We start from the raw sequence: 20,753 nt of genomic DNA, 5'->3' as shown, positions 1-20,753 counted from the left end.
TGATTTTTATAAATAGGGTAAAAATGATCTATAAACTAAATTTATTATGATGAAAAAAAACATTGTTTTCGTATGCGTATTCTTTCTTTCATTCACAGTTTTTTCTCAATCTACCTATATTTTATGTGGAAAATTGATTGATACCAAATCAGGCACTATTCAAACTAAAAAAACCATTATAGTAGAAGAAAATAAAATTGTAGATGTTATGGATGGTTATGTGATTCCAAGAAGCAAAACCGCCAAAAGCATCGATTTAAAAGACAAGGTAATAATGCCTGGTTTAATAGATATGCATGTGCATATAGAGCTAGAATTTACTAGAAATACTAGACTAAATAAATACATATTAAATGAAGCAGATGTAGCTTTTAACTCAGTGGGTTTTGCGAAATCTACCTTATTAAATGGGTTTACAACCGTTAGAGATTTAGGTGGAAGTGGTGTTAATATTTCAATTAAAAAAGCAATTAATGCTGGTAAAATTCCAGGGCCAAGAGTTTTTACAGCAGGAAAATCTTTAGCAACAACTGGTGGTCATGCAGATCCTACCAACGGAAGAAGTAGAAAATTAGTTGGAGATCCTGGGCCTAAAGAAGGTGTTGTAAATTCTGTTGAGGATGCAAAAAAAGCAGTAAGACAACGTTATAAAAACGGAGCAGATTGGATTAAAATAACAGCAACCGGTGGTGTTTTAAGTGTGGCGAAATCTGGTGATAATCCGCAATTTACAATTGAAGAAATAAAAGCAATTTGTGAAACTGCAAAAGATTACGGAATGCAAGTTGCCGCGCATGCACATGGAGATGAAGGAATGAAAAGAGCTATTATTGGTGGTGTAAAAACCATAGAACACGGTACTTATATGAGTGATGAAACAATGGAATTAATGAAAAAGCACAACGCGTATTTAGTACCTACAATTACCGCAGGAAAAGAAGTTGCAGAAAAAGCTACAATTGAAGGATTTTATCCGGCCATTGTAGTACCTAAAGCATTGGCTGTTGGACCACAAATTCAAGGAACTTTTGCAAAAGCCTACAAAAAAGGAGTAGGAATTGCCTTTGGTACAGATGCAGGTGTATTTAAACACGGTAATAACGGAAAAGAATTTGGTTTTATGGTTGCAGCAGGAATGCCAGCCATGGAAACCTTGCAATCTGCAACAATTACAAATGCCCTGTTGTTAAAAATGGAAAACGAAATAGGAGCAATACAAAAAGGATTTTTTGCTGATATTATTGCTGTTAATGATGACCCTACACAAGATATTTCTACAATGGAAAATGTAATTTTTGTAATGAAAAATGGAGTTGTTTATAAGAATTAAACTGACAGTTAAAACCTTAAATATTGTTTACTCTAGAGTTCTTTTAATGAATACTATTTCTTGCGAATACTTTTTTTAAGAAATAGACTCTTTTAGATTGCTTTTAGGAAATAGCATTCATCCATTTCCATTTTATGAGTTTGACAAAAGCAAAGACCTTTATTTTATTTTTTAACTTAACAAGTTTAACCCCATTAGGTTTTAAAAACCTGATGGGGTTTATATAAATCTATTCAAAAATAATATGTTCATACGCTCCAATATCTGGAGTTGCGCTTCTTGTAACTCCTAAAATATCTGTAGAAAACGAAGTTATGGCAGCTTTGTTTATTGCGTCACTTTCTTCACCTATAATAAAATCTTCATTTTGAGTATCTCTAAAATGAGACTTTCCGTTTAAAATAATGTTTTCATAGTTTGCATTGGTAAAATCTAACTCATCAAAATCAGCATAAGAATTAGCAGTATCCTCAAATTTTATCATAGAATTACTTACAGAATAATTAAAAAGACCTCCGTCTACTTTGTCTAAAATAAATTCGATATTGTTATTTCCATCAAAAATGCAATTGGTAAAATTAGCAGCTTTTAAGTCTCTAGTTTCAATAATTTCTTGGCCAGAATCATCATTATAAACAAAGAAATTATTAACTAAAACGGCAGGTAATTGACGCAAACTATTGTTCCAATAATTGGCAAAAGTACTGTGTGTAAAATTATATGTTCCGCCAACGGTAGCAGCCAAAGAAGCTTGCCCGGCAGAACCAATAACAACATTGTACGCCTCAATATTGGTTTCTCTTGCTAAAATACCAAAGTTAGCGTGATTGTATATTTCAGTATTTTGAAGTTTTAGGGTTGGCGCAGTGTTAGACCCAATGCTGTCTATTAAAATTCCAACAATTCCGTTTTTAATTTGTGCATGTTTAATTTCGTTGTCTTTGCTTCCCGCACGCATCCAAATTGCACCCCATTGACCTGGTGTATCAGAAAAATCATGTTCTAATCTATCTCCTTCAAAAACTACTTTTTCTGTTAACGTTCCGTTTACTTTTAGGGTTGCTTTATCATCAATTATTAAACCAGAGTTATCGTGAAAATAAATTTTTGCGCCCGCATTTACCGTTAATGTTTTATTGGCAGAAACTGCAGCATAACCATAAATAACTGTTGGTTTTATGTTGGTAAAAGTAAGTTCAGCATCTGTTAAAAATCTACCTTTAATAGAAGTCGGACTTCCGTCTAGCGTTAAACTATCAATTTTCATAGAAATTGCATCTTTACTAGGATAAATAAAGTTAGCATCTTGTACCAATGTTACCAAATCTACATCTTGCTGATTTGTGCCTGTATCAAACAAAATTCTATCTGTATATAATGGATTAGGTATGTTGGTAACATCAATGGTGGTTTCTACAAAAACAAACATGCTATCTTTTGCCAGAATATTTATGTTGTTAAATTCTTTTCCTGGAATTCCATCAACATTTAATCTGTAATTAGATGAAACGCCATTTTCTAATGCAATTTTAGGAATTGTAATATCACTTTTTCCGCGGTTGTAAACTTTTAAATTATACGTAGCAGAACCAATATTTGTAAAAATGGTGTCTAAGTAGACCGTGTCTTTAGAAAATTCTAGACTACCAAAACTAGGTATTGTACTAAAATCTTTTCTACAAGAAGTTACAGAAGCAATAACAACTATAATTAATAAGTATATAAAATTACGCATAGATTTAATTTCTGTTTCCTCAAGCATTCGTAAAATCATAATATGTTTAGATTTTTATTAGCAATTATAGTTCTGAAGAGGGTTATTTAGTGATATAAAAATAGAACTTTTATTTGAGTTGATTATTGTTTTTTTATCAATTCAATTTCAAATAATTTTTCCCAATGTTTACCTGTAACAAAAAGGCGGTTATTTTCTTTGTCATAAGCAATACCGTTTAAAACGTCATCATCATCGGTTAATTTTTGAGTTTTTTCCATTTCCTTTTTTAATTCGGTCATATTCGCAATTCCTTCAACAACACCTGTTTCTGGGTTAATAATTGCAATTAGCGGTTTTTTCCAATAATTAGCATAAATTTTGCCATTTACATATTCTAATTCATTTAAATAAGGAATGCTTTGTTTGTGATTATACACTTGAATAAATCTTTTTTCAGCTTTTGTTTCTAAATCTAAAAACCAAATTTTGTTAGAACCATCAGACTTTATAAATTCTTTATCATTGTGTGTTAAACCCCAACCTTCTATACTTTTATTGTAAGAAAATTCGCTTACTTGTTCAAAAGTATTTAAATCATACACAAAACCTACTTTACTTTGCCAAGTTAACCAGGTAATTTTGTCATTCACAATGCTCATTCCTTCACCAAAATATTTTTTATCTAAATCTATTTTTTTAAGAACTTTACCTGTAGTAATGTCTACTTTTCTTAAAGTAGATTGTCCTTTACGACCTGTTGTTTCATACAAAAATCCGTTATAATACTCTAAGCCTTGTGTGTATGCTTTTGTATCATGTGGGTAGGTGTTAATAATTTTAAAGGTATATACTTGATAAGGTTTATCTGCAAAAACTTCAAAAGAATTGTTTATTTTTTTTGATTTATCAGGATAAAAAACCAAGGCAGAAACTACATGTTTACCTACACCAAAATCATTTGTGTTTAAGGTTAAATTAGTGCCTTCAGAAGTAATTTCTTTCCCATTTACAAAAAACTGAACGCTGTTTATAGGTTTGTTATTTTTTTCAGATAATGACACTGTAATGGTGTTGTTTAATGCTGTTGTTTTTGGCGTTTCTAGCGTAAATTTATACTCTCCATTACAAGAAGTTAATAAAACAATACACAGTAATAATGTAATTAGAATAGAATTGTACTTCATTATATAAAAAATTTCAAAGTTTTAAAACGTAAATATTCAAAAAAAGAGTTTTATAAGGCAACTTTTAGCACATAAAACTGTAGTTGTTACTGTTAATTTTTTTACAATGTTAAATAAAAGTAAAAAAGTTATTTGTATATTAAAAAATATCATTAAATTTGCATCCTCAAAATAGTAAATAACAACTATTTAGAGATTCGAGTAAGCCTTACCAACTTTACTCATGCAAACATAACATTAAAGTATTAAAATATAATAAAATGAGAAAAGGAATTCATCCAGAAAATTACAGAATGGTAGCATTTAAAGACATGTCTAATGAAGATGTATTTTTAACACGTTCTACTGTAGACACTAAAGAAACGTTAGAAGTTGATGGTGTTGAGTATCCTTTAGTAAAATTAGAGATTTCTAGAACTTCTCACCCATTTTACACTGGTAAATCTAAACTTATTGATGCTGCAGGACGTATTGATAAATTTAAAAACAAATACGCAAAATTCAAAAAATAATTTTTTTAGAATTTTCAACATATTTAAAACTCCAGCAAGTATTTGTTGGAGTTTTTTTTATGCCGAATTTAGACAAGATTCGCACTAACATCATTTTGGGTTTTTTAAATGTATCAGTTTTTTTTAATTAAAATTAGTTGGGCGTTCCCTAAAGGTCGGGCTTTCCGCTACAATCTTTTTTTTAGGAAATTGTATTTCAGTTACCGGTTTTTTTAAAACTAAATTTAATCTTTATAGAATTTACTGAATTTAGTACACAAAAAAAAGGATTTCCACTTCAATCCCTAACGCAATTATTTGCAACTCCTTTGTATAATCTAAAAGGAAATGAGTATTTTTAAACTTCTTTTAAAACGAAAAAGAAAATGAGAAATACCATACTTACCATTTTTATAGTCATCACTATTTTATCAGGAGTTTTAGTGTACTTCATACCACAAATAGGTACTTTTATTATACTAGCTATTTCCGGATTTCTTACCACAATAGCAATTCATGATAGCATACAAACTAAACACTCTTTATTAAGAGCTTATCCACTAATTGCTCGTTTACGTTGGTTTTTTGAAGACGAAAGAGATAAAATTCAACAATATTTTATAGAAGACAATTTAAACGGAACGCCCATCAATAGAGAAAAAAGAAGTATTGTTTATCAGCGTGCTAAATTATCTAAAGCTACCATTCCTTTTGGTACGCAACACAATGTGTATGCAAAAGGCTATGAATTTGTAAAACACTCATTGTTTCCTAAAGACCATCATCACATCGCAGGAGATAGAATTGTTTATGGTTCAGATAAATGTACTCAAAAATACGATGGTTCTATTATTAATATTTCTGCAATGTCTTTTGGATCTTTGAGTAAACATGCAATTATGGCTTTAAATCAAGGGGCTAAAATGGGCAATTTTGCACATAATACTGGCGAAGGCGGAATCTCTCCTTATCATTTGCAAGGAGGAGATATTATTTTTCAAGTAGGAACAGGTTATTTTGGAGCGGGAAAACATGATATCAATGGAAAACGCCTTTTTGATGATCAAATTTTTAGAAATAATGCCGTGCGTCCAGAAGTAAAAATGATAGAAATTAAGTTTTCTCAAGGCGCAAAACCGGGTCATGGAGGTATTTTACCGGCCATGAAAAATACCGAGGAAATTGCTGAAATTCGTGGCGTAGTTCCTTTTACACAAGTAGATTCACCACCAAGTCATTCGGCATTTTCAGATTTTGACGGTATGATTTCTTTCATTCAAAAAGTAAGAGAGTTGTCTGGCGGAAAACCCGTAGGAATTAAAATTTGTGTGGGTAATAATGAGGAAATAGAAGCAATGATAAAAGCATTTTCGGAGGCTAATAATTATCCAGATTTTATTTCTGTAGATGGAGGAGAAGGAGGTACTGGTGCTGCACCTTTAGAATTTACCAATTATATTGGAACACCACTAATTGAAGGATTGGTTTTTGTAAATAAGTTATTGTTAAAGTACAAATTAAAAAATCAAATTAAAATTATTGCTTCAGGTAAAGCAATTGACGCTTTTGATATTGTAAAATATTTGGCGCTGGGAGCAGATGCCATAGGAATGGCAAGAAGCTTTATGTTAAGTTTAGGCTGCATACAGGCTAGAGAGTGTAATTTAGATACCTGCCCGGTTGGTGTGGCTACACAAGATGAAGATTTGGTAAAAGCGTTGGTGGTAGAAAAGAAAAATGTGCGTGTTAAAAATTATCATGATGAAACTATAAAAGCGGTAAAAGAAGTAGTTGCGGCTATGGGAATAGCATCTATTACAGATATTAAACCAAACCAAGTTTTTAGACGTAGAAAGGACGAAGAAATTGTGAGTTTGGAGGAAGTTTATTATTAAGTTTCGCTAACGTGTTTGTATGGTTTGTTGCGTGAGTTTAGCACTAAATTAGTATATAATTACTATCAAGAAAATCCGCGAGTGTTTTTCTAAAATAGGTAAGAAACAAGCAATAAATTAAATATGGTGTTAGTCATTGGCTTAACTATATTTGTATTAAAATATTAAATGAAAGAGTTTGTTTTAAAAGTTCCATCAAGTCAACAATTAGATGATTGGTTTCGTTTTGTAAGTGAAAGTATAAAGAATACAAACGATATTGACTTGTTGATTGTCGATTTTAATGAAGTTCGCTTTATGGAAACAGATGATTTTGTAATATTGGCTTGTTTAATTGAGAGTTTTTATATTAATAATTGTAAAATCTCCTTTATTGGAGGTACAGATGGGTTTAATAATCATTTATTTAATATAAAGTTTAAAGAATACTGGAAGGTTGGGTTTGATAGAAGTAAATTTACTTTATCTCATAATAGTACAACTCTATGTTTATGGAAAATATCAGAAAATATGATATATTCTTATTCAATGTATGCGAAGGAATATTTTGAAAGATTTACTGATAATAAAGATTTAGTGCCTTTATCATCCAATATGGATGAAGTTTTTAATAATATTTTTGATCATTCTAAATCGCCTGTTACGGGTTATATTATAACGCAATATTATCCTAAAAATCATAAAATTTCATTTTCAGTTTGTGATTTTGGAATAGGAATTCCCACATCAATTAATAATTCAGATGTTCAAGGTACTAAAGAAATTGAAGACTGGAAAGCAATACTTAAGTCGCTAGAAAGAGGGTTTTCGATAAATTCAACACCTAGAAATAGAGGGTTTGGATTGAATAATATTCTTGAGTTAACTGAAAGTTCAAATGGTAAATTACTTATAATTTCCAATAATGGGATTGTTGAAAAACAAGCAGGCAATGTTTATAGAGCAGGTAATGTGGGATATGACTTTTCTGGGACATTAATTAAAGTCGAAGTCGACTTAAATACCTTTGTTGAAAAAGATGATACTGATGAGATATTTGACTTTTAACAAAAAAATTGTATATTTATTCATACTTTTGCACAGAATTTGTTCGTTTTAACAATATAATTAAAACATTTTTCTAATGAAAACTTTGATATTAAAAAATATTGTGAAAAATTCCAGCTCAAACGATGAAGGAGTGATTCTTTTCAATGCTTTGCAAGATGCATATTTAAAAGAAGAACAATTAATTTTATTGGTTGATTCTGATTTGACGATGTCTTCATCTTTTTTAAATACTTCTTTTGGAGCCTTTTTAGATAATTATGGTTTCTCAGGTTTTAAGGATACAGTTAAATTTAAAGGTTCTAAAAATCAGTTTCTAAGATTGAATAATTATATAACTAAATATAGAAATTTATATTTAGCATAATTATTCGCTTGTGTCAAACCTTAACACGAATATGCAATGTTTCAATGTTTTATATTCGTAGTGAGCGAAGTTCGGTTTTTTTGAGTTAAAAAGTTAAGAGGGAATGTAACTTAAAAAAAAACTCTTCTGGATATTGACTGAAGAAGTTCAGTTCTAGGAAATGGTTTTAAATAAGTAGAGAATATACTTACAACATTTTCTGTTGTTTTTTATAAAAAGCGTCTGCTTGTAATTTCATTAAATCTCTCGCTATTTTTTGTTTATACGTATAGATTTCGTCTTCTTCAGCAATGTCTTTATAGACTTTTTTGTTGATGAGAATATCTGCATTTAAAAGTTCTGCTCTTTGCTGTATTTGTTGGTCTACCCATGTTTTTATGGCCGTTTCTTCATCTTCTAATTTAAAATCATATTCGCCTTTTGGAGATATTAATTTGGCAAATATGGGTGATGTTTCTATGGCTAAAAACAATAAGAAAATAAAAAAAGATGGCAACCAAGGCAATTTACGAAGTGCATTTATTCTAGCCATGAGTCCGTCAAAATTTGCAATAATAGGTTGGGTTTGGATTACAGATAATTCTTGTGATTTTTTTAAATTGCTAATGGCTAATTCCTTTGTTTGTATTTTCGCTGCATTGTCTTTTTTAAGTTGATTTAATGCTGCTAAAGCAGCATCGTGTTTTTCTCTTTTTTCTTTATAAACAGGTCCTTTTCCTACTAATTTTGTTCCTTTTCTACCTTCTGCTTCTGCAATATAGGTTTCGTATAAAGTGTTTGTGGCTGTTTCTTTTGTTGTTATTTCTGATTTTAAATCGTCAATTTCTGAATTTAATTTTGCGATTTCTGGCGTAAACTGTGCTGCAATTTGGGTTTTATTATCCAATGTCATTTGGTTTTTTTCGGTTAATAAAACTTGATTGATTTCTTTTTCAAAGAGTTTTAATTCTAAGGGTTTAGAAATTACAATAGCGATAATGACTGCCAATATAATTCTTGGTGAAGCTTGTAAAAATTCTTTCCATTTGGCGTCTCTTTTTTTTATGGTGGAAACAATAAAGCGGTCTAAATTAAAAATTAACAATCCCCAAATAAGTCCGAAGAAAATTGCTGCATAGATATTGTCAAAAACGGTAAACAGTGCATAACTTCCGGCAATGGTAGCCATAACCGCGGTAAAAAACACAGTAGCACCAATACCTACATATTTATTTTGTTCGCCATCAGAACAGTTGTTGATGATGGTTTTATCGACTCCAGAACAGGTAATAAAGAATTTTTTAAGCATTGTTTTGCAATTTTGTATAAATTACAAACGATTTTTATTAAAATATGTTACAAAAAAAGCCTCACATTGTGAGGCTTTTAACAAAAATTTGATTTTTTTACTGGTTATATAAATAGCACCAGAACCGTCTTTGTTTTTTTCTACATTGGTACTTAAAACCCCACTGGTTTGTTATAAAGGTAAGTAATAAGTAAATTTTTAGTTTTTCTAAAAGTTAGCAAATGCGCCCGCATTAAGGATTGCAGCATTTGTTTGAGCTCTTTTTTGTGTTTACAAAAAAAGCGAGTGCGGAAAGCCTGACGCAATTATTTTTTTCAAATAATTGGGGAATGCCCAAAAAAAAATCCGCTCATTGCTGAACGGATGGGTTATTTTATTGAGACATTTCTGTAAAATATTTGTAGAAATAAGGAATGGTTTCAATTCCTTTTAGGTAATTCCAAACTCCGAAATGTTCGTTTGGCGAGTGAATGGCGTCAGAATCTAAGCCAAAGCCCATTAAAATAGTCTTGCTTTTTAAATGCTGCTCAAATAAGGCAACAATAGGAATACTACCACCGCTTCTTTGAGGAATTGGCGTTTTACCAAAGCTTGTTTCATAGGCTTTACTGGCTGCTTTGTAGGCAATATTGTCTATGGGAGTTACATATCCTTGTCCGCCATGATGCGGTTTTACAACAACGGTTACAGATTTAGGAGCAATGCTTATGAAATGTTTTTTGAACAGTTGGGTAATATCTTTCCAATCTTGATTTGGTACTAAACGCATAGAAATTTTAGCATAAGCTTTGCTTGCAATTACGGTTTTTGCGCCTTCGCCAGTGTAACCTCCCCAAATTCCGTTGACGTCTAAAGTAGGACGAATAGAATTGCGTTCGTTGGTAGAATATCCGTTTTCTCCGTAAACATCATTAATTTTTAAGGCGTTTTTATAATTGTCTAAAGAAAACGGTGCTTTTGCCATTTCGGCTCTTTCTTCTGCAGATAAATCCTCTACATTGTCATAAAAACCAGGAATGGTAATATGGTTGTTTTCATCGTGTAAAGAAGCAATCATTTTGGTTAAAATATTGATAGGATTTGCTACCGCGCCTCCGTATAAACCAGAATGTAAATCTCTGTTTGGCCCTGTAACTTCTACTTCTACATAACTTAAACCACGTAAACCTGTTGTAATAGACGGAATGTCATTGGCAATCATTCCGGTATCTGAAATTAAGATAACATCATTGGCTAGTTTTTCTGTATTTCTTGGTACAAACCAGGCTAAACTTTCTGAACCTACTTCTTCTTCTCCTTCTATCATGAATTTTACATTGCAAGGTAAATTTCCGGTAGAGGTCATGTATTCTAATGCTTTTACGTGCATGTACATTTGACCTTTATCATCGCAAGCGCCTCTTGCAAAAATGGCTCCTTCTGGATGTTTTTCTGTATTTTTAATCACCGGTTCAAAAGGTGGTGAGGTCCAAAGTTCTATGGGATCTGCGGGTTGTACATCATAATGACCATATACAAGCACGGTTGGTAAGTTTTTATCGATGATTTTTTCTCCATAAATAATAGGATATCCTGGAGTTTCGCACATTTCTACCTTGTTGCAACCTGCTTTTTTTAAGCTTTCTAAAACGAAATCTGCCGTAAGTAAAACATCTTTTTTATAAGCCGAATCTGCACTCACAGAAGGGATTTTAAGGAGTTCTATTAATTCGTTTAAGAAGCGTTGTTTGTTGTCTTTTATATAAGATTGAATGTTGTTCATGTTTCTGTTTTTTATTTCTTTATCAAAAGTAGAAAAATTATTATGAACTGCTTTGCAGTTTGCAAGGATTGTTTATATTTGCAGCCCAATTAAATTGGAAAAGTTGCAGGCGTGGTGGAATTGGTAGACACGCTAGACTTAGGATCTAGTGCCGCGAGGTGTGAGAGTTCGAGTCTCTCCGCCTGTACAATTAACCCTCTAACCGCTTTGTTTAGAGGGTTTTATATTTTTGGGTGTCAATTTGGGTGTCAATATGGAGTCTACTAAGTTTCTAATAAATACATTCTATATTCTTACTTCTTTTTGATTTTATAAGTACTTATAACCCTTTTTGAATCGTTGTCCTCATATTTTTAATATCATAAAATCCAAATTTATGAAACTATAATATTAAATATAGTTTATATATAATCTATAATGAAATTATTATATTTTTGACACAAAAAAAAGCTAATGAAACAATCACTACTTAAAGGGGGAGATATATATATTGACCTTACTGAGAGCCTTACTGCCTCAGTGACTAATATTTATGTCGTAACTGCATGGTTCACGGATCAAACCTTACTTGATCTTTTAGTTTTAAAACTTAAAGAAAAAATTGAAGTTTCCATAGTTATTGGAGATAATAAAGAAAACTTAAAACTAGATTTCAGTGAATTTGAATCCTTGGGAGGTTTTTTGAAAAGGATAAAAGTAAAGGGGTATGGAATGATGCACCAAAAGTATTGTGTTATAGATGAAAAAATAGCAGTTCATGGATCATATAATTGGACTGTAAATGCTAGGAAAAATAACTCTGAATCGGTTATAAAAACGAATGATAAATCAATTATTCAGGATTTGTTAAATGATTACAAAAAATTAATTATGGAAAAAGAAAAAGGAACAGAAGATGAATTAAAAGAAGAAATTGCAACAGAAAGTTGGTCAGCTAAACTAAAAAATAAATTTAAAGGAGATATAAAAGAAGTAGGTGGTCTTAAAGTAGATCATAATATAGAAGAGCTTTCTAAAGAAAAAGAATCTATGGATATTTCTTTAGATGATGTGTTTAAATCTATCATTTCATCAGAAATAAAAAAGACAAATAGGGGAGAGGTAAAAGAAATGGCTTACAATCAAGCTAAAGAAGTAAGTGGTGACTCACAAGTTATTACAAAATCTATGGATTCTCTTTACCATTTATTTGTTTCTGATAAAAAAGATAATGATGATAATAAAGAAAAACTATATAAAAAAATAGAAAATAAAGTAGCTGAATTTATACAAAATATAAATACATTGAAAGATGAAAAACTAAATTCAGTAGATGTTGAAATAAATTCAGAAGAGAAAAGGTTAGAATTTGAAAAGACTGAGGTAATTTCAAGAAAAAAAAATAAAGAAACTGAGAAAAAAAATATAGTAGAAACTACAATTGCAAATCTTGAAAAGTTAATATTAAATTTAAAGGATAAGATAAATTCATTAGATATAGAATTTGTCAGACCAATGTTCAAACACCATGAATTTTGGCCTCAGTTAATCTTTTTTCTAGGACTATCAATTGCAATGGTTTTATTTTATTCATCATCAGCTTATATAATGTTGTATTCATATGATGATGCCTTAGAAGCTATTAAGGCAGGAGTAAGTGTTAATCCTCAGGTTTATGAAGCAAAAGCATTTGTTAAGGCAGTGTCCAAAGGAGGTACAGCAATTTTTTATATAATGTTTTTTGTATTTATTCCTTTTGCTATTGCCTATATTTCTCATGATATTAAGTCAAAAATTTATAAAATAATTTCATATTTAATTGTTGTTCTGATTGATATTTTTATAGCTGTAAAAGTATCAACTACAATAGGTGAAATTAATTATTTATCAAAAGGAACTGTATATGAAAAATCAATAGAAGCTTTATTTTCTGATATAAACTTTTGGTTAGTTTTTTTCCTTGGAGCAATACCTTTTTTCTTTTTAGCAGAATTGATGAATAGATTAATTAGTTTCTTTGCTGAAAGAAGTGCGCAAGCTGGTAGAGAAAAAATGTTAATTGAAAGGAAAGTAGCTATGGATAAAATAACAGTTTTAAATAGTGAAATTTCAGAGCATAAAGAAAATACTAATAATATAGGTTTAGAAATAATTAAGTTTGAGGGTGAAATTCATAAATTAGAGCAAAGTCTAATTTTTTTACCAAAAGATTTAGATACTAAAATAAGTTATATCAATCAAGAAGCTAACAATAATATTGCAAATGTTATAAAAAAAGCAGATGTTTACAAGAATGATATTGAAAATGATAATATTCAAATTTCACTAAGTTCTTTAAAAGATAGAGTTAGTGCTTTTATTGAAGGGTGGAATGAATGGCTACATGACGAATATGCTAACGATAAAGCAATTAATATGTCAAAACAAGCTATACAAGCATCAGATCAATGGTTAGAGGATAATATGAAAAAAATTGAAGCATAATGAAAAAAATTATAATGATGATCACTGTTTTATTTTTGAGTAGTTGTAAAACAGATAAAAGTCCAATTGTTGAAACAAATATAAAGACAATTACTAATGAAAATATCAACTTAATTATCACACCTGACCTATCAAATAGAATCGAAGGTTTATATCCTAAACCAGTATCAGATGTAGAACTAATTACAAGTATATATCGTAATTATTACCCAGATATTTATAGAATTAAACACAGAGTAATGGGGCAAGAAGATGTTATTCAGTTTAAATTTACTAATCCTGCAATTATAAAAGATTTTAAGATAAATTTAGAGGGGTTAACAATGGATTTATCTAAAATGAATCTTTCTCAACGTATAGATTTTTTAGCAAATGGAGGAAATGATGCCGCCCTTAAAACTGTTGATTTTGAAGTACAAAATATCTATACTAAGGCTTTAGAAAATGTTACTGGTGGAGATGTTTATAATTATTTTAAAAAAGAAGTATCATCTACTTTAATTAAGAAAAATAAAGAGCCAAAAATAATAGATGAAACAATTATTAAAACACAGCAAAGAAATATTATTGTTTTACTTACTGACGGCTATATAGAAGCTGGTTTATTTGGGGCAAAAAATTGCCGTGATAAAAAATGTCTATATCTATCTAAAGTAAAGGTTAATCAATTTAGAAATGAATTTTTAGCATCAGGTAAAACAGATTTAAAAGATTTTTTTAAAAACTCTGGATATGGAATCATACCAATAGAAAACAAGAATTTAACTAATACTGAAGTTTTTGTATCTGAAATGTATGATAGGTCTTTACATCCAGTAACTGGAAGTCAAACTATTTCACCAAATGATTTTGAAATAATGCAACTTTTTTGGTCTGATTGGTTAGAAAAATCAGGTGTAAAGCATTATAAATTATTAAGCACTACAAATACAAAAGAAGATTTTTTAAATGAACTAAAACAATTTATAAAAGAAGGCTAAGATAATATAGTAACAATATTTAAAGGATGTTTTCCTGCTTAGTTTTTAGTAAATTGTAATATATGTCCACTTTAAAAAATAAAACCCTCTAAATAATTTATTTAGAGGGTTTTGTTTTTTTTAGGTATTAGTTTTATATCAATTATAGATGTAGTAAAGTAGTTTTGTTCACTGTATTTAAAACCAATTTATTCAACCTTTAAAAGAATCATTTTTAAGAATATGGTGTTATCAAATTGATAATTAATTTTACTTATTCAATCTCTCGTAAACTTTTTTCAGCATATAATTTTTAACTATTCCACCAAAATCTTTATCATCCATCATTTTGGAAAATATATCTTGGTTCTGTTCCATCCTTCCAATTAGCTTATCCATAAAAGCATCGTCAAAACCAAATTTAAAATTGGATAGTGAATTATTTTTTGCTTGTTCAGATAATTTTTCGTCCGCAACTAATTCTGCTTCTATTTGGTCGAAAAACAATTTATCCGCATCATTAAACTCTGTACCAAATCTATTATTCAAAACATTTATAATTTCAGATAATGCTTCTTTCTCTTCTTTATTCAAACGGATTCCAGCACCATCCAGACCTTCTAAACCATATTCTCCTTTATCTTCTAACGCTAAATTTTGTTCTGCTACTCGTTGTAATCTGTAATATTCTAAAGAAACCTCATCACCAAGTTGAAACCTATCTTGCTGGTTTTTTCTTGGTAATTTCTTCAATAAAAATCTAGAATACGTAAATAACTTTTCTAACTCAACATCACTAAATGGCATAATCTGAGTTAAAAAAGAATATAATCTGGTAAATGTTTGTAATGCATGTTTAAAATTATCTTGTGTAATTTCTGCTCCAATAACATCGTCTTTACCATTTTCTTCTGGTAATTGTTTAAATCTTTCTACCGCTGGGTCTATAAAAGCGTTTAGTTTACCTTGTTCTTTTACGTTTAAAGCTCTTGAAGATTTAAAAAATATATTACAAAAATTATCAATTTCAGATTCCCAGATAATTTGTCCTTTTTCAATTTCGGTTTTTAAATCGTATAACTGGTTTGGGTCTGTAGCTTCCTGTATAGTTGTTAACTCGTAATATGGTTGAAACGAAGTTAGAATGTCTTCTGTATCATTTGTAAAATCTAAAATAAAAGTATCTTCTTTTCCAGGATGCATTCTGTTTAATCTGGATAACGTTTGTACACATTTTACTCCAGATAATTTTTTGTCTACATACATGGTATGCAATAACGGCTGGTCAAATCCTGTTTGGTATTTATCGGCTACCAATAATAACTGGTATTCGTCAGAACCAAACTTTTTTGGTAATTCCTTTTCTTTAAATCCGTTTAGTTCTACTTCGGTTACACCATCTGGATACGCATCATAAATAACTTTTCCAGAAAATGCTACAACCGTTTTAATATCTGTATATCCTTTTTCCTTTATGTATTTATCAAATTCTTCTTTATAACGTACTGCATGTAATCTAGAACCAGTAACTAGCATTGCTTTTGCTTTACCTCCAATTTTTTTAGAAACAACTTGTCTAAAATGCTCAATAATAACTTCCGTTTTTTGTGCTAAATTATGCGGATGTAAAGACATAAAACGTCCTATTGCTCTGGATGCTTGTTTTTTATTAACCTTTGGGTCGTCTTCAATTTCTTTTGATAATTTAAAATATGTTTTATACGTTGTATAATTTTTTAGTACATCTAAAATAAACCCTTCTTCAATAGCTTGTTTCATGCTATATAAATGAAACGGTTTTGGTATACCTTCTTTGTTTGGTGTACCAAATACTTCTATCGTTTTTGCTTTTGGCGTTGCAGTAAATGCAAAAAAGCTGAGGTTCTCTTGTTTTCCTCTGGCTTCCATAGATTTTCGAATCTGGTCTTCTGCATCTTCATCTAATCCAGAATGTACATCTTCTAAAACGGCTTCTTCTAAAGATTTTGCAGATAAAACTTCCTTTAGCTTTTTAGAACTTTCACCACCTTGGCTAGAATGTGCTTCATCTATAATTACGGCATATTTTTTAGCGTCCAATTCGCCTATGTTGTCTAAAATAAACGGAAACTTTTGTAATGTGGTAATAATAATATTAGAACCAGCTTTAATTGCATCTGCTAATTGTTGCGAGTTTTTATCTATTTTCTGAACAACTCCTTGTTTGTGTTCAAATTGATAAATGGTATTTTGTAACTGACTATCTAATATTTTACGGTCTGTAATAACAATTACAGAATCGAAAACACGTTCATTTTGCTTGTTGTGTAAACTAGATAATCTATAGGATAACCAAGCAATAGAATTAGATTTACCAGAACCAGCAGAATGTTGAACTAGATAATTTTGTCCAGCTCCTTTTAATTTAGCGTCTTTAGTTAATTTGCGAACCACATCCATCTGGTGAAACCTTGGGAAAATCATGCTTTCCTTTTTCTTTCGCACTCCATTTAGCTCGTAAACCTCTACATTTAAATGCAAAAATTTACCAATAATATCCATAAAACTATCTTTAGCTAATACGTATTCCCATAAATATGCTGTTCGATATCCGTTTTTATTGATAGGATTTCCAGCTCCGTTATTAGCTCCCAAATTAAACGGTAAGTATCTTGTTTTATCTCCAGCTAATTTAGTAGTCATTTCACATTCATCTGCATCTAGAGCAAAATGAACTAACGAACGTTTTTTAAATTGAAATATAGGTTCGCTGGCTTCTCTATCGAATTTATATTGCTTTATAGCATTGCTAACATCTTGACCAGAAAACTGATTTTTAAGTTCTATGGTGGCAATAGGTAAACCATTTAAACTAATGACCATATCTAGCGAGTTTTTACCTTTACGCTGGTAGTACAATTGTCTGGTAACTGCTAAATGATTTTTACGATATAAAACCTCAGCTTCTGGATTTAAAGTGCTTTCTGGAAGAAAAAACGCCATGTTAAATTTTACACCATAATCTGTAAAATCATTACGCAATACATGTAAAGTACCATGAACATCTAATTCTTTTAGTAAACGTTGAATTACTTTAGTTTCAACGGCATCTTTATGTATATTAGATAATTTATCCCATTGTTTTGGTTGTGAGTTTTTAAGAAACTCGATAACGTATTTTGGAAAAATGCCTAAGTCTGCATCAAAATCTATGGAATGCCCTTTAACATAGCCACCATCTTCTAATAATGATAATTCTATTGCAGTTTCAAACGTTAGTTCTGTATGTATGCCTTTTGCCATATTATTTCTTTTCTTAGTTACCTCCTTAGTTACCTCCTTAGTTACTTAGTTAGTTACTTCATTGTTTTTATTTCCATTTTTTAGAACATAAAGAATCCCTTTTCCAATTTTAGAAGTGGAATATTTTTGATTTTGACTAGTGACCTTATTAGGAATTGTAAGGTTAATTAAGCCTAAATCCATTAAAGGCTGAATATGTGTATTAAAGTTTTTTGTTTGGTTTGATAAGCCAAGACAATCTTCTAATATCTCCTTTCTCTTCTTAGGGATTAAGGCATAATCCAATATTTTCTTTTGTTCGTTACTAAGAGAATTTGCAATCTTGGTATATCTTGCTAAACTTTTTTCAGTAATTACTTCAATATCAATTTTATCAGTTAGTGTAACTTTAACAGCTTCAGCTAACTTAGCTATACCTTCTTTAAGAGTATTCTTTTTAAATTCAGGATGAATAGGAATCTCAATTAAAAAATGAGTTCTATGAGGTTCATTAGTGTCAAATTTAGGACTACCAGAACCATTATCTTTAAGAGCTTTTACAATAGTTGGAATGCCAGTTCCTCTACCTTCCGTAAGTCTTAATTCTTTTAAAAACTCACCAACACGTCTATTTCTATAACGTCTTGCTCTAACAATTCCCTTATCAAAGTCATCTTGTTTTAAAGAAGGGTCAGCCCCATTAAAACTTATTATTTCAATAGCTTCTGGTAGAATTCTTACTTCAATAGGGTCTTGTAGTTCGTAATTTCTATGATATACAGCATTAGACAAAGCTTCTTCTATAGCATTAAAAGGATAATTAAAAACCCTATCAGAAGCTTCTTTATCTGCATGTTTAATAACTTTCTCTTTTATAATATTTGTTCTAAAATAGGAAAGCACATCAATAAGCTGTTTTTGAATAGCTCCATGAAATATTTTTTCATTAAACTCTTTTCCAGCTACTCCTTTTGGAAATTCTACAACATCTATTTGAACTCCATTAAAGAATTTTTCTGGCTGGTTTGAAAACATAAGTAAACCAACATTTTTAGGGAATAAATGCTCGTCAGTTCCTTGAGATAAATTCATTTTTTCTGCCAATTCGGGAACAGTCATGGTATTACTTTCTTCGTAAAGCCTGCTCTTTGTTTTTTCAAGATGTTCTCGCATAAGCGAAAAGCTCATATCACTTACACTAGCATTGGTATTAACTCTATCATCAAAAGGAATTTTGGCTGTTAGTTGTAGTAATTCTGCTTCTTGTTCTGGATTAGGAATAATACTATTAGAGTTAAATCTAATTCTGTAATTTAAAGTTTTATGTTTTGCATTAACATCATCAGCAATTTTGTAGGGTCTATTACTACCAGCTGGAACCCAAATTACTAAAACATTTTTACCGTCAATAGCTTCTAAAGATATTCTAGGAAAATAAGAAGGCTTAATTTGATTGCAATACCCAAGAAGTTCTTTTTCAACAGACTCCAATTGATTTGGATTAAAACCAAAAACTGGTCTTATGGGTTTGCCATCAACTTCATCTACACCAACAATAATATAGCCACTACCTTCATTTTCAAAATCGTTAGCAAAAGCACAAACAGAACGCATAATAGTTTTAGGATTCCAACCTTTTTTGAATTCCATACGTGTACCTTCCACAACGTTACCTGACAATAAATTTTCTATACTTACTAATATGCTCATATTGCTAATTTACTATTTCTTCTCTTACATCTACTTTACCAGTAACCACCTCACTAATTAATGCGGTTTTGTATTCTTTTAGAAGATTAATTTCATGTTGAGTTTTTGAAATTATTAAATTTATTCTTTCTGATTCCAATTTTATGAAACCATATATCTCATTTTGTTCAGTAACAGAAGGCTCGAATAATTGTATTGACATTAGTGCTTCTTGGGTTAACTTTGGTTGTGCAGAACCAGTTACCCAAATTGAATAATCTAACATTTCAAGTAATTCACACAGATAATAAATATTACCTTGCTTAGGTTTTATAATATGAGCATGATTATTTACCCAATACTTACCTTTAGCTATAAATGCTAATCTTTTGCTTCTTGTTAAAAGGTTTGCTCCATCTTCTCCAATTAATATTAGTTCTTCATCAAATAAATAATCTTCAACTTTATCAATTACTCCAGAAGCACCATAATAATCATATTTTTTTATTTCCATTTTTCCTCGTTCTTCAGAACTTAATGGAACTCTGATGGAATTTTTACTATCAAAAATATGTTTTAATTTCTTCAATTCCCAATGTTCTGGAATCTCACCCAACCACTCAATACCAGAATCTTTCATGGGTACATTTGGGTCTAGACCTTTGGTAACTGCTTGGTTAATCATTGCCGTACGTTCTTCTTGTAATAAGCTAATTAACTGCTCTTTTTTAGCAATTAAGGTGTCTAATTGTGCTGTTTTGTGGTTGAGGTAATTGGCTATTTGGGTTTGTTCTTGACTAGGTGGAAACGGGACTGGTGTTTTATTAATTGAGTATAAAGAAAGGTTTTTAATGGTTGAGCCAGATAATTCTCTAAAAATATAATCTAAAGATGGCTCTGATTTCAAGTAATAATAAATAAACTCTTTATTAATATTAGGTAATAGATTTATATATGCGGCACTTTTGCCTAGCATAATTGATTCTCCCTTATAAAATGCTAGATTACCAATAGTTCCATTGATAGATAATAATAAAGTGTTCGCTGTAAGTTCCTTTCTGTTTTTAAGGTATTCTTGCTCACTAACAAATTTGGTTTTGTCTGTTAAAACAATTTCACCTTCACCAATATTATTTCCATTTATAAATGCGTAATCCGATTCTTCAACATAAGCTGGTGTTCCATGTAATCCATCACCAACTTTAGAAGACAAAAAATTAATTCTACTGATTTTCCAATGTTTTGGTATCTCTCCAATTGATACTACACCAGAATCTTTATATGTTTCGTATTGCTTCAT

14 protein-coding genes and 1 tRNA gene are annotated in these 20,753 nt (G+C 30.3%); 8 read left to right on the top strand and 7 right to left on the bottom strand.

The window, feature by feature from the left end; genetic code table 11:
* Window positions 1-49: 49 nt before the first annotated feature.
* Window positions 50-1,330, top strand: coding sequence for an amidohydrolase family protein (locus ACSHW5_RS04975; RefSeq protein WP_435675003.1), 1,281 nt, complete (start codon window positions 50-52; stop codon window positions 1,328-1,330).
* Window positions 1,331-1,559: 229 nt separating this feature from the next.
* On the opposite strand, the gene ACSHW5_RS04970 is transcribed toward ACSHW5_RS04975, so the two are convergent.
* Window positions 1,560-3,065 (bottom strand): hypothetical protein, encoded by a 1,506-nt coding sequence (locus tag ACSHW5_RS04970; protein WP_435675002.1) that lies wholly within the window; start codon window positions 3,063-3,065, stop codon window positions 1,560-1,562.
* 122 nt (window positions 3,066-3,187) lie between these two features.
* Entirely contained in the window at window positions 3,188-4,231 is a 1,044-nt protein-coding gene (locus ACSHW5_RS04965; RefSeq protein ID WP_435675001.1) for a glutaminyl-peptide cyclotransferase, read from the bottom strand.
* A 260-nt stretch (window positions 4,232-4,491) separates the two neighbouring features.
* Between ACSHW5_RS04965 and ACSHW5_RS04960 the strand changes: the two genes are divergently transcribed.
* The 4 genes from ACSHW5_RS04960 to ACSHW5_RS04945 all read left to right on the top strand — a co-directional run bounded on the left by ACSHW5_RS04960 (window position 4,492) and on the right by ACSHW5_RS04945 (window position 8,031).
* Complete coding sequence (locus ACSHW5_RS04960) at window positions 4,492-4,743, top strand: type B 50S ribosomal protein L31 (protein ID WP_203393902.1); 252 nt, start codon at window positions 4,492-4,494, stop codon at window positions 4,741-4,743.
* Window positions 4,744-5,108: 365 nt separating this feature from the next.
* Complete coding sequence (locus ACSHW5_RS04955; RefSeq protein WP_435675000.1) at window positions 5,109-6,617, top strand: FMN-binding glutamate synthase family protein; 1,509 nt, start codon at window positions 5,109-5,111, stop codon at window positions 6,615-6,617.
* Window positions 6,618-6,785: 168 nt separating this feature from the next.
* Window positions 6,786-7,664: an ATP-binding protein gene (locus tag ACSHW5_RS04950; RefSeq protein WP_435674999.1), complete on the top strand. Its 879-nt coding sequence runs from the start codon at window positions 6,786-6,788 to the stop codon at window positions 7,662-7,664.
* Between the two features lie 76 nt (window positions 7,665-7,740).
* The gene (locus ACSHW5_RS04945; RefSeq protein ID WP_435674998.1) at window positions 7,741-8,031 is read left to right on the top strand and encodes a hypothetical protein; all 291 of its coding nucleotides are present in this window, start codon (window positions 7,741-7,743) and stop codon (window positions 8,029-8,031) included.
* Window positions 8,032-8,218: 187 nt separating this feature from the next.
* Here the strand turns inward: ACSHW5_RS04945 and ACSHW5_RS04940 are convergent, their stop codons facing one another.
* Both ACSHW5_RS04940 and ACSHW5_RS04935 read right to left on the bottom strand, forming a co-directional pair.
* Entirely contained in the window at window positions 8,219-9,319 is a 1,101-nt protein-coding gene (locus ACSHW5_RS04940) for a DUF4407 domain-containing protein (protein WP_435674997.1), read from the bottom strand.
* Window positions 9,320-9,692: 373 nt separating this feature from the next.
* Window positions 9,693-11,081 (bottom strand): dipeptidase, encoded by a 1,389-nt coding sequence (locus ACSHW5_RS04935; protein WP_435674996.1) that lies wholly within the window; start codon window positions 11,079-11,081, stop codon window positions 9,693-9,695.
* Window positions 11,082-11,186: 105 nt separating this feature from the next.
* Here ACSHW5_RS04935 and ACSHW5_RS04930 point away from each other — a divergent pair.
* The 3 genes from ACSHW5_RS04930 (at window position 11,187) to ACSHW5_RS04920 (ending at window position 14,524) form a co-directional block, all read left to right on the top strand.
* A tRNA-Leu gene (locus ACSHW5_RS04930) sits at window positions 11,187-11,268 on the top strand.
* Window positions 11,269-11,534: 266 nt separating this feature from the next.
* Window positions 11,535-13,544 carry a phospholipase D-like domain-containing protein gene (locus tag ACSHW5_RS04925; RefSeq protein ID WP_435674995.1) on the top strand — a complete coding sequence of 670 codons (2,010 nt, stop codon included), beginning with the start codon at window positions 11,535-11,537 and terminating at the stop codon, window positions 13,542-13,544.
* Window positions 13,544-14,524 (top strand): hypothetical protein, encoded by a 981-nt coding sequence (locus ACSHW5_RS04920; protein WP_435674994.1) that lies wholly within the window; start codon window positions 13,544-13,546, stop codon window positions 14,522-14,524. The genes ACSHW5_RS04925 and ACSHW5_RS04920 overlap by 1 nt, the downstream gene beginning before the upstream one ends.
* Window positions 14,525-14,773: 249 nt before the next feature.
* On the opposite strand, the gene ACSHW5_RS04915 is transcribed toward ACSHW5_RS04920, so the two are convergent.
* Genes ACSHW5_RS04915 through ACSHW5_RS04905 form a run of 3 tightly spaced genes read right to left on the bottom strand, consistent with a single transcriptional unit; the run spans window position 14,774 to window position 20,753 of the window.
* Entirely contained in the window at window positions 14,774-17,785 is a 3,012-nt protein-coding gene (locus ACSHW5_RS04915; protein WP_435674993.1) for a type I restriction endonuclease subunit R, read from the bottom strand.
* 45 nt (window positions 17,786-17,830) lie between these two features.
* The gene (locus ACSHW5_RS04910) at window positions 17,831-19,474 is read right to left on the bottom strand and encodes an RNA-binding domain-containing protein (protein ID WP_435674992.1); all 1,644 of its coding nucleotides are present in this window, start codon (window positions 19,472-19,474) and stop codon (window positions 17,831-17,833) included.
* Window positions 19,475-19,478: 4 nt separating this feature from the next.
* Window positions 19,479-20,753 (bottom strand): restriction endonuclease subunit S, encoded by a 1,275-nt coding sequence (locus ACSHW5_RS04905; RefSeq protein WP_435674991.1) that lies wholly within the window; start codon window positions 20,751-20,753, stop codon window positions 19,479-19,481.

This window comes from Polaribacter sp. (genome assembly GCF_051251875.1).
Lineage (GTDB): Bacteria > Bacteroidota > Bacteroidia > Flavobacteriales > Flavobacteriaceae > Polaribacter.
This window is presented reverse-complemented; position numbering and strand designations above follow the sequence as displayed.

Excerpts from the sequence above, each read along its gene's own strand:
- ACSHW5_RS04965 (WP_435675001.1), bottom strand. The coding sequence starts at position 4,231 with ATGAAGTACAATTCTATTCTAATTACATTATTACTGTGTATTGTTTTA.
- ACSHW5_RS04970 (WP_435675002.1), bottom strand. The coding sequence starts at position 3,065 with ATGCGTAATTTTATATACTTATTAATTATAGTTGTTATTGCTTCTGTA.
- ACSHW5_RS04950 (WP_435674999.1), top strand. The coding sequence starts at position 6,786 with ATGAAAGAGTTTGTTTTAAAAGTTCCATCAAGTCAACAATTAGATGAT.
- ACSHW5_RS04940 (WP_435674997.1), bottom strand. The coding sequence starts at position 9,319 with ATGCTTAAAAAATTCTTTATTACCTGTTCTGGAGTCGATAAAACCATC.
- ACSHW5_RS04905 (WP_435674991.1), bottom strand. The coding sequence starts at position 20,753 with ATGAAGCAATACGAAACATATAAAGATTCTGGTGTAGTATCAATTGGA.
- ACSHW5_RS04920 (WP_435674994.1), top strand. The coding sequence starts at position 13,544 with ATGAAAAAAATTATAATGATGATCACTGTTTTATTTTTGAGTAGTTGT.
- ACSHW5_RS04960 (WP_203393902.1), top strand. The coding sequence starts at position 4,492 with ATGAGAAAAGGAATTCATCCAGAAAATTACAGAATGGTAGCATTTAAA.
- ACSHW5_RS04925 (WP_435674995.1), top strand. The coding sequence starts at position 11,535 with ATGAAACAATCACTACTTAAAGGGGGAGATATATATATTGACCTTACT.
- ACSHW5_RS04975 (WP_435675003.1), top strand. The coding sequence starts at position 50 with ATGAAAAAAAACATTGTTTTCGTATGCGTATTCTTTCTTTCATTCACA.
- ACSHW5_RS04945 (WP_435674998.1), top strand. The coding sequence starts at position 7,741 with ATGAAAACTTTGATATTAAAAAATATTGTGAAAAATTCCAGCTCAAAC.
- ACSHW5_RS04935 (WP_435674996.1), bottom strand. The coding sequence starts at position 11,081 with ATGAACAACATTCAATCTTATATAAAAGACAACAAACAACGCTTCTTA.
- ACSHW5_RS04915 (WP_435674993.1), bottom strand. The coding sequence starts at position 17,785 with ATGGCAAAAGGCATACATACAGAACTAACGTTTGAAACTGCAATAGAA.
- ACSHW5_RS04955 (WP_435675000.1), top strand. The coding sequence starts at position 5,109 with ATGAGAAATACCATACTTACCATTTTTATAGTCATCACTATTTTATCA.
- ACSHW5_RS04910 (WP_435674992.1), bottom strand. The coding sequence starts at position 19,474 with ATGAGCATATTAGTAAGTATAGAAAATTTATTGTCAGGTAACGTTGTG.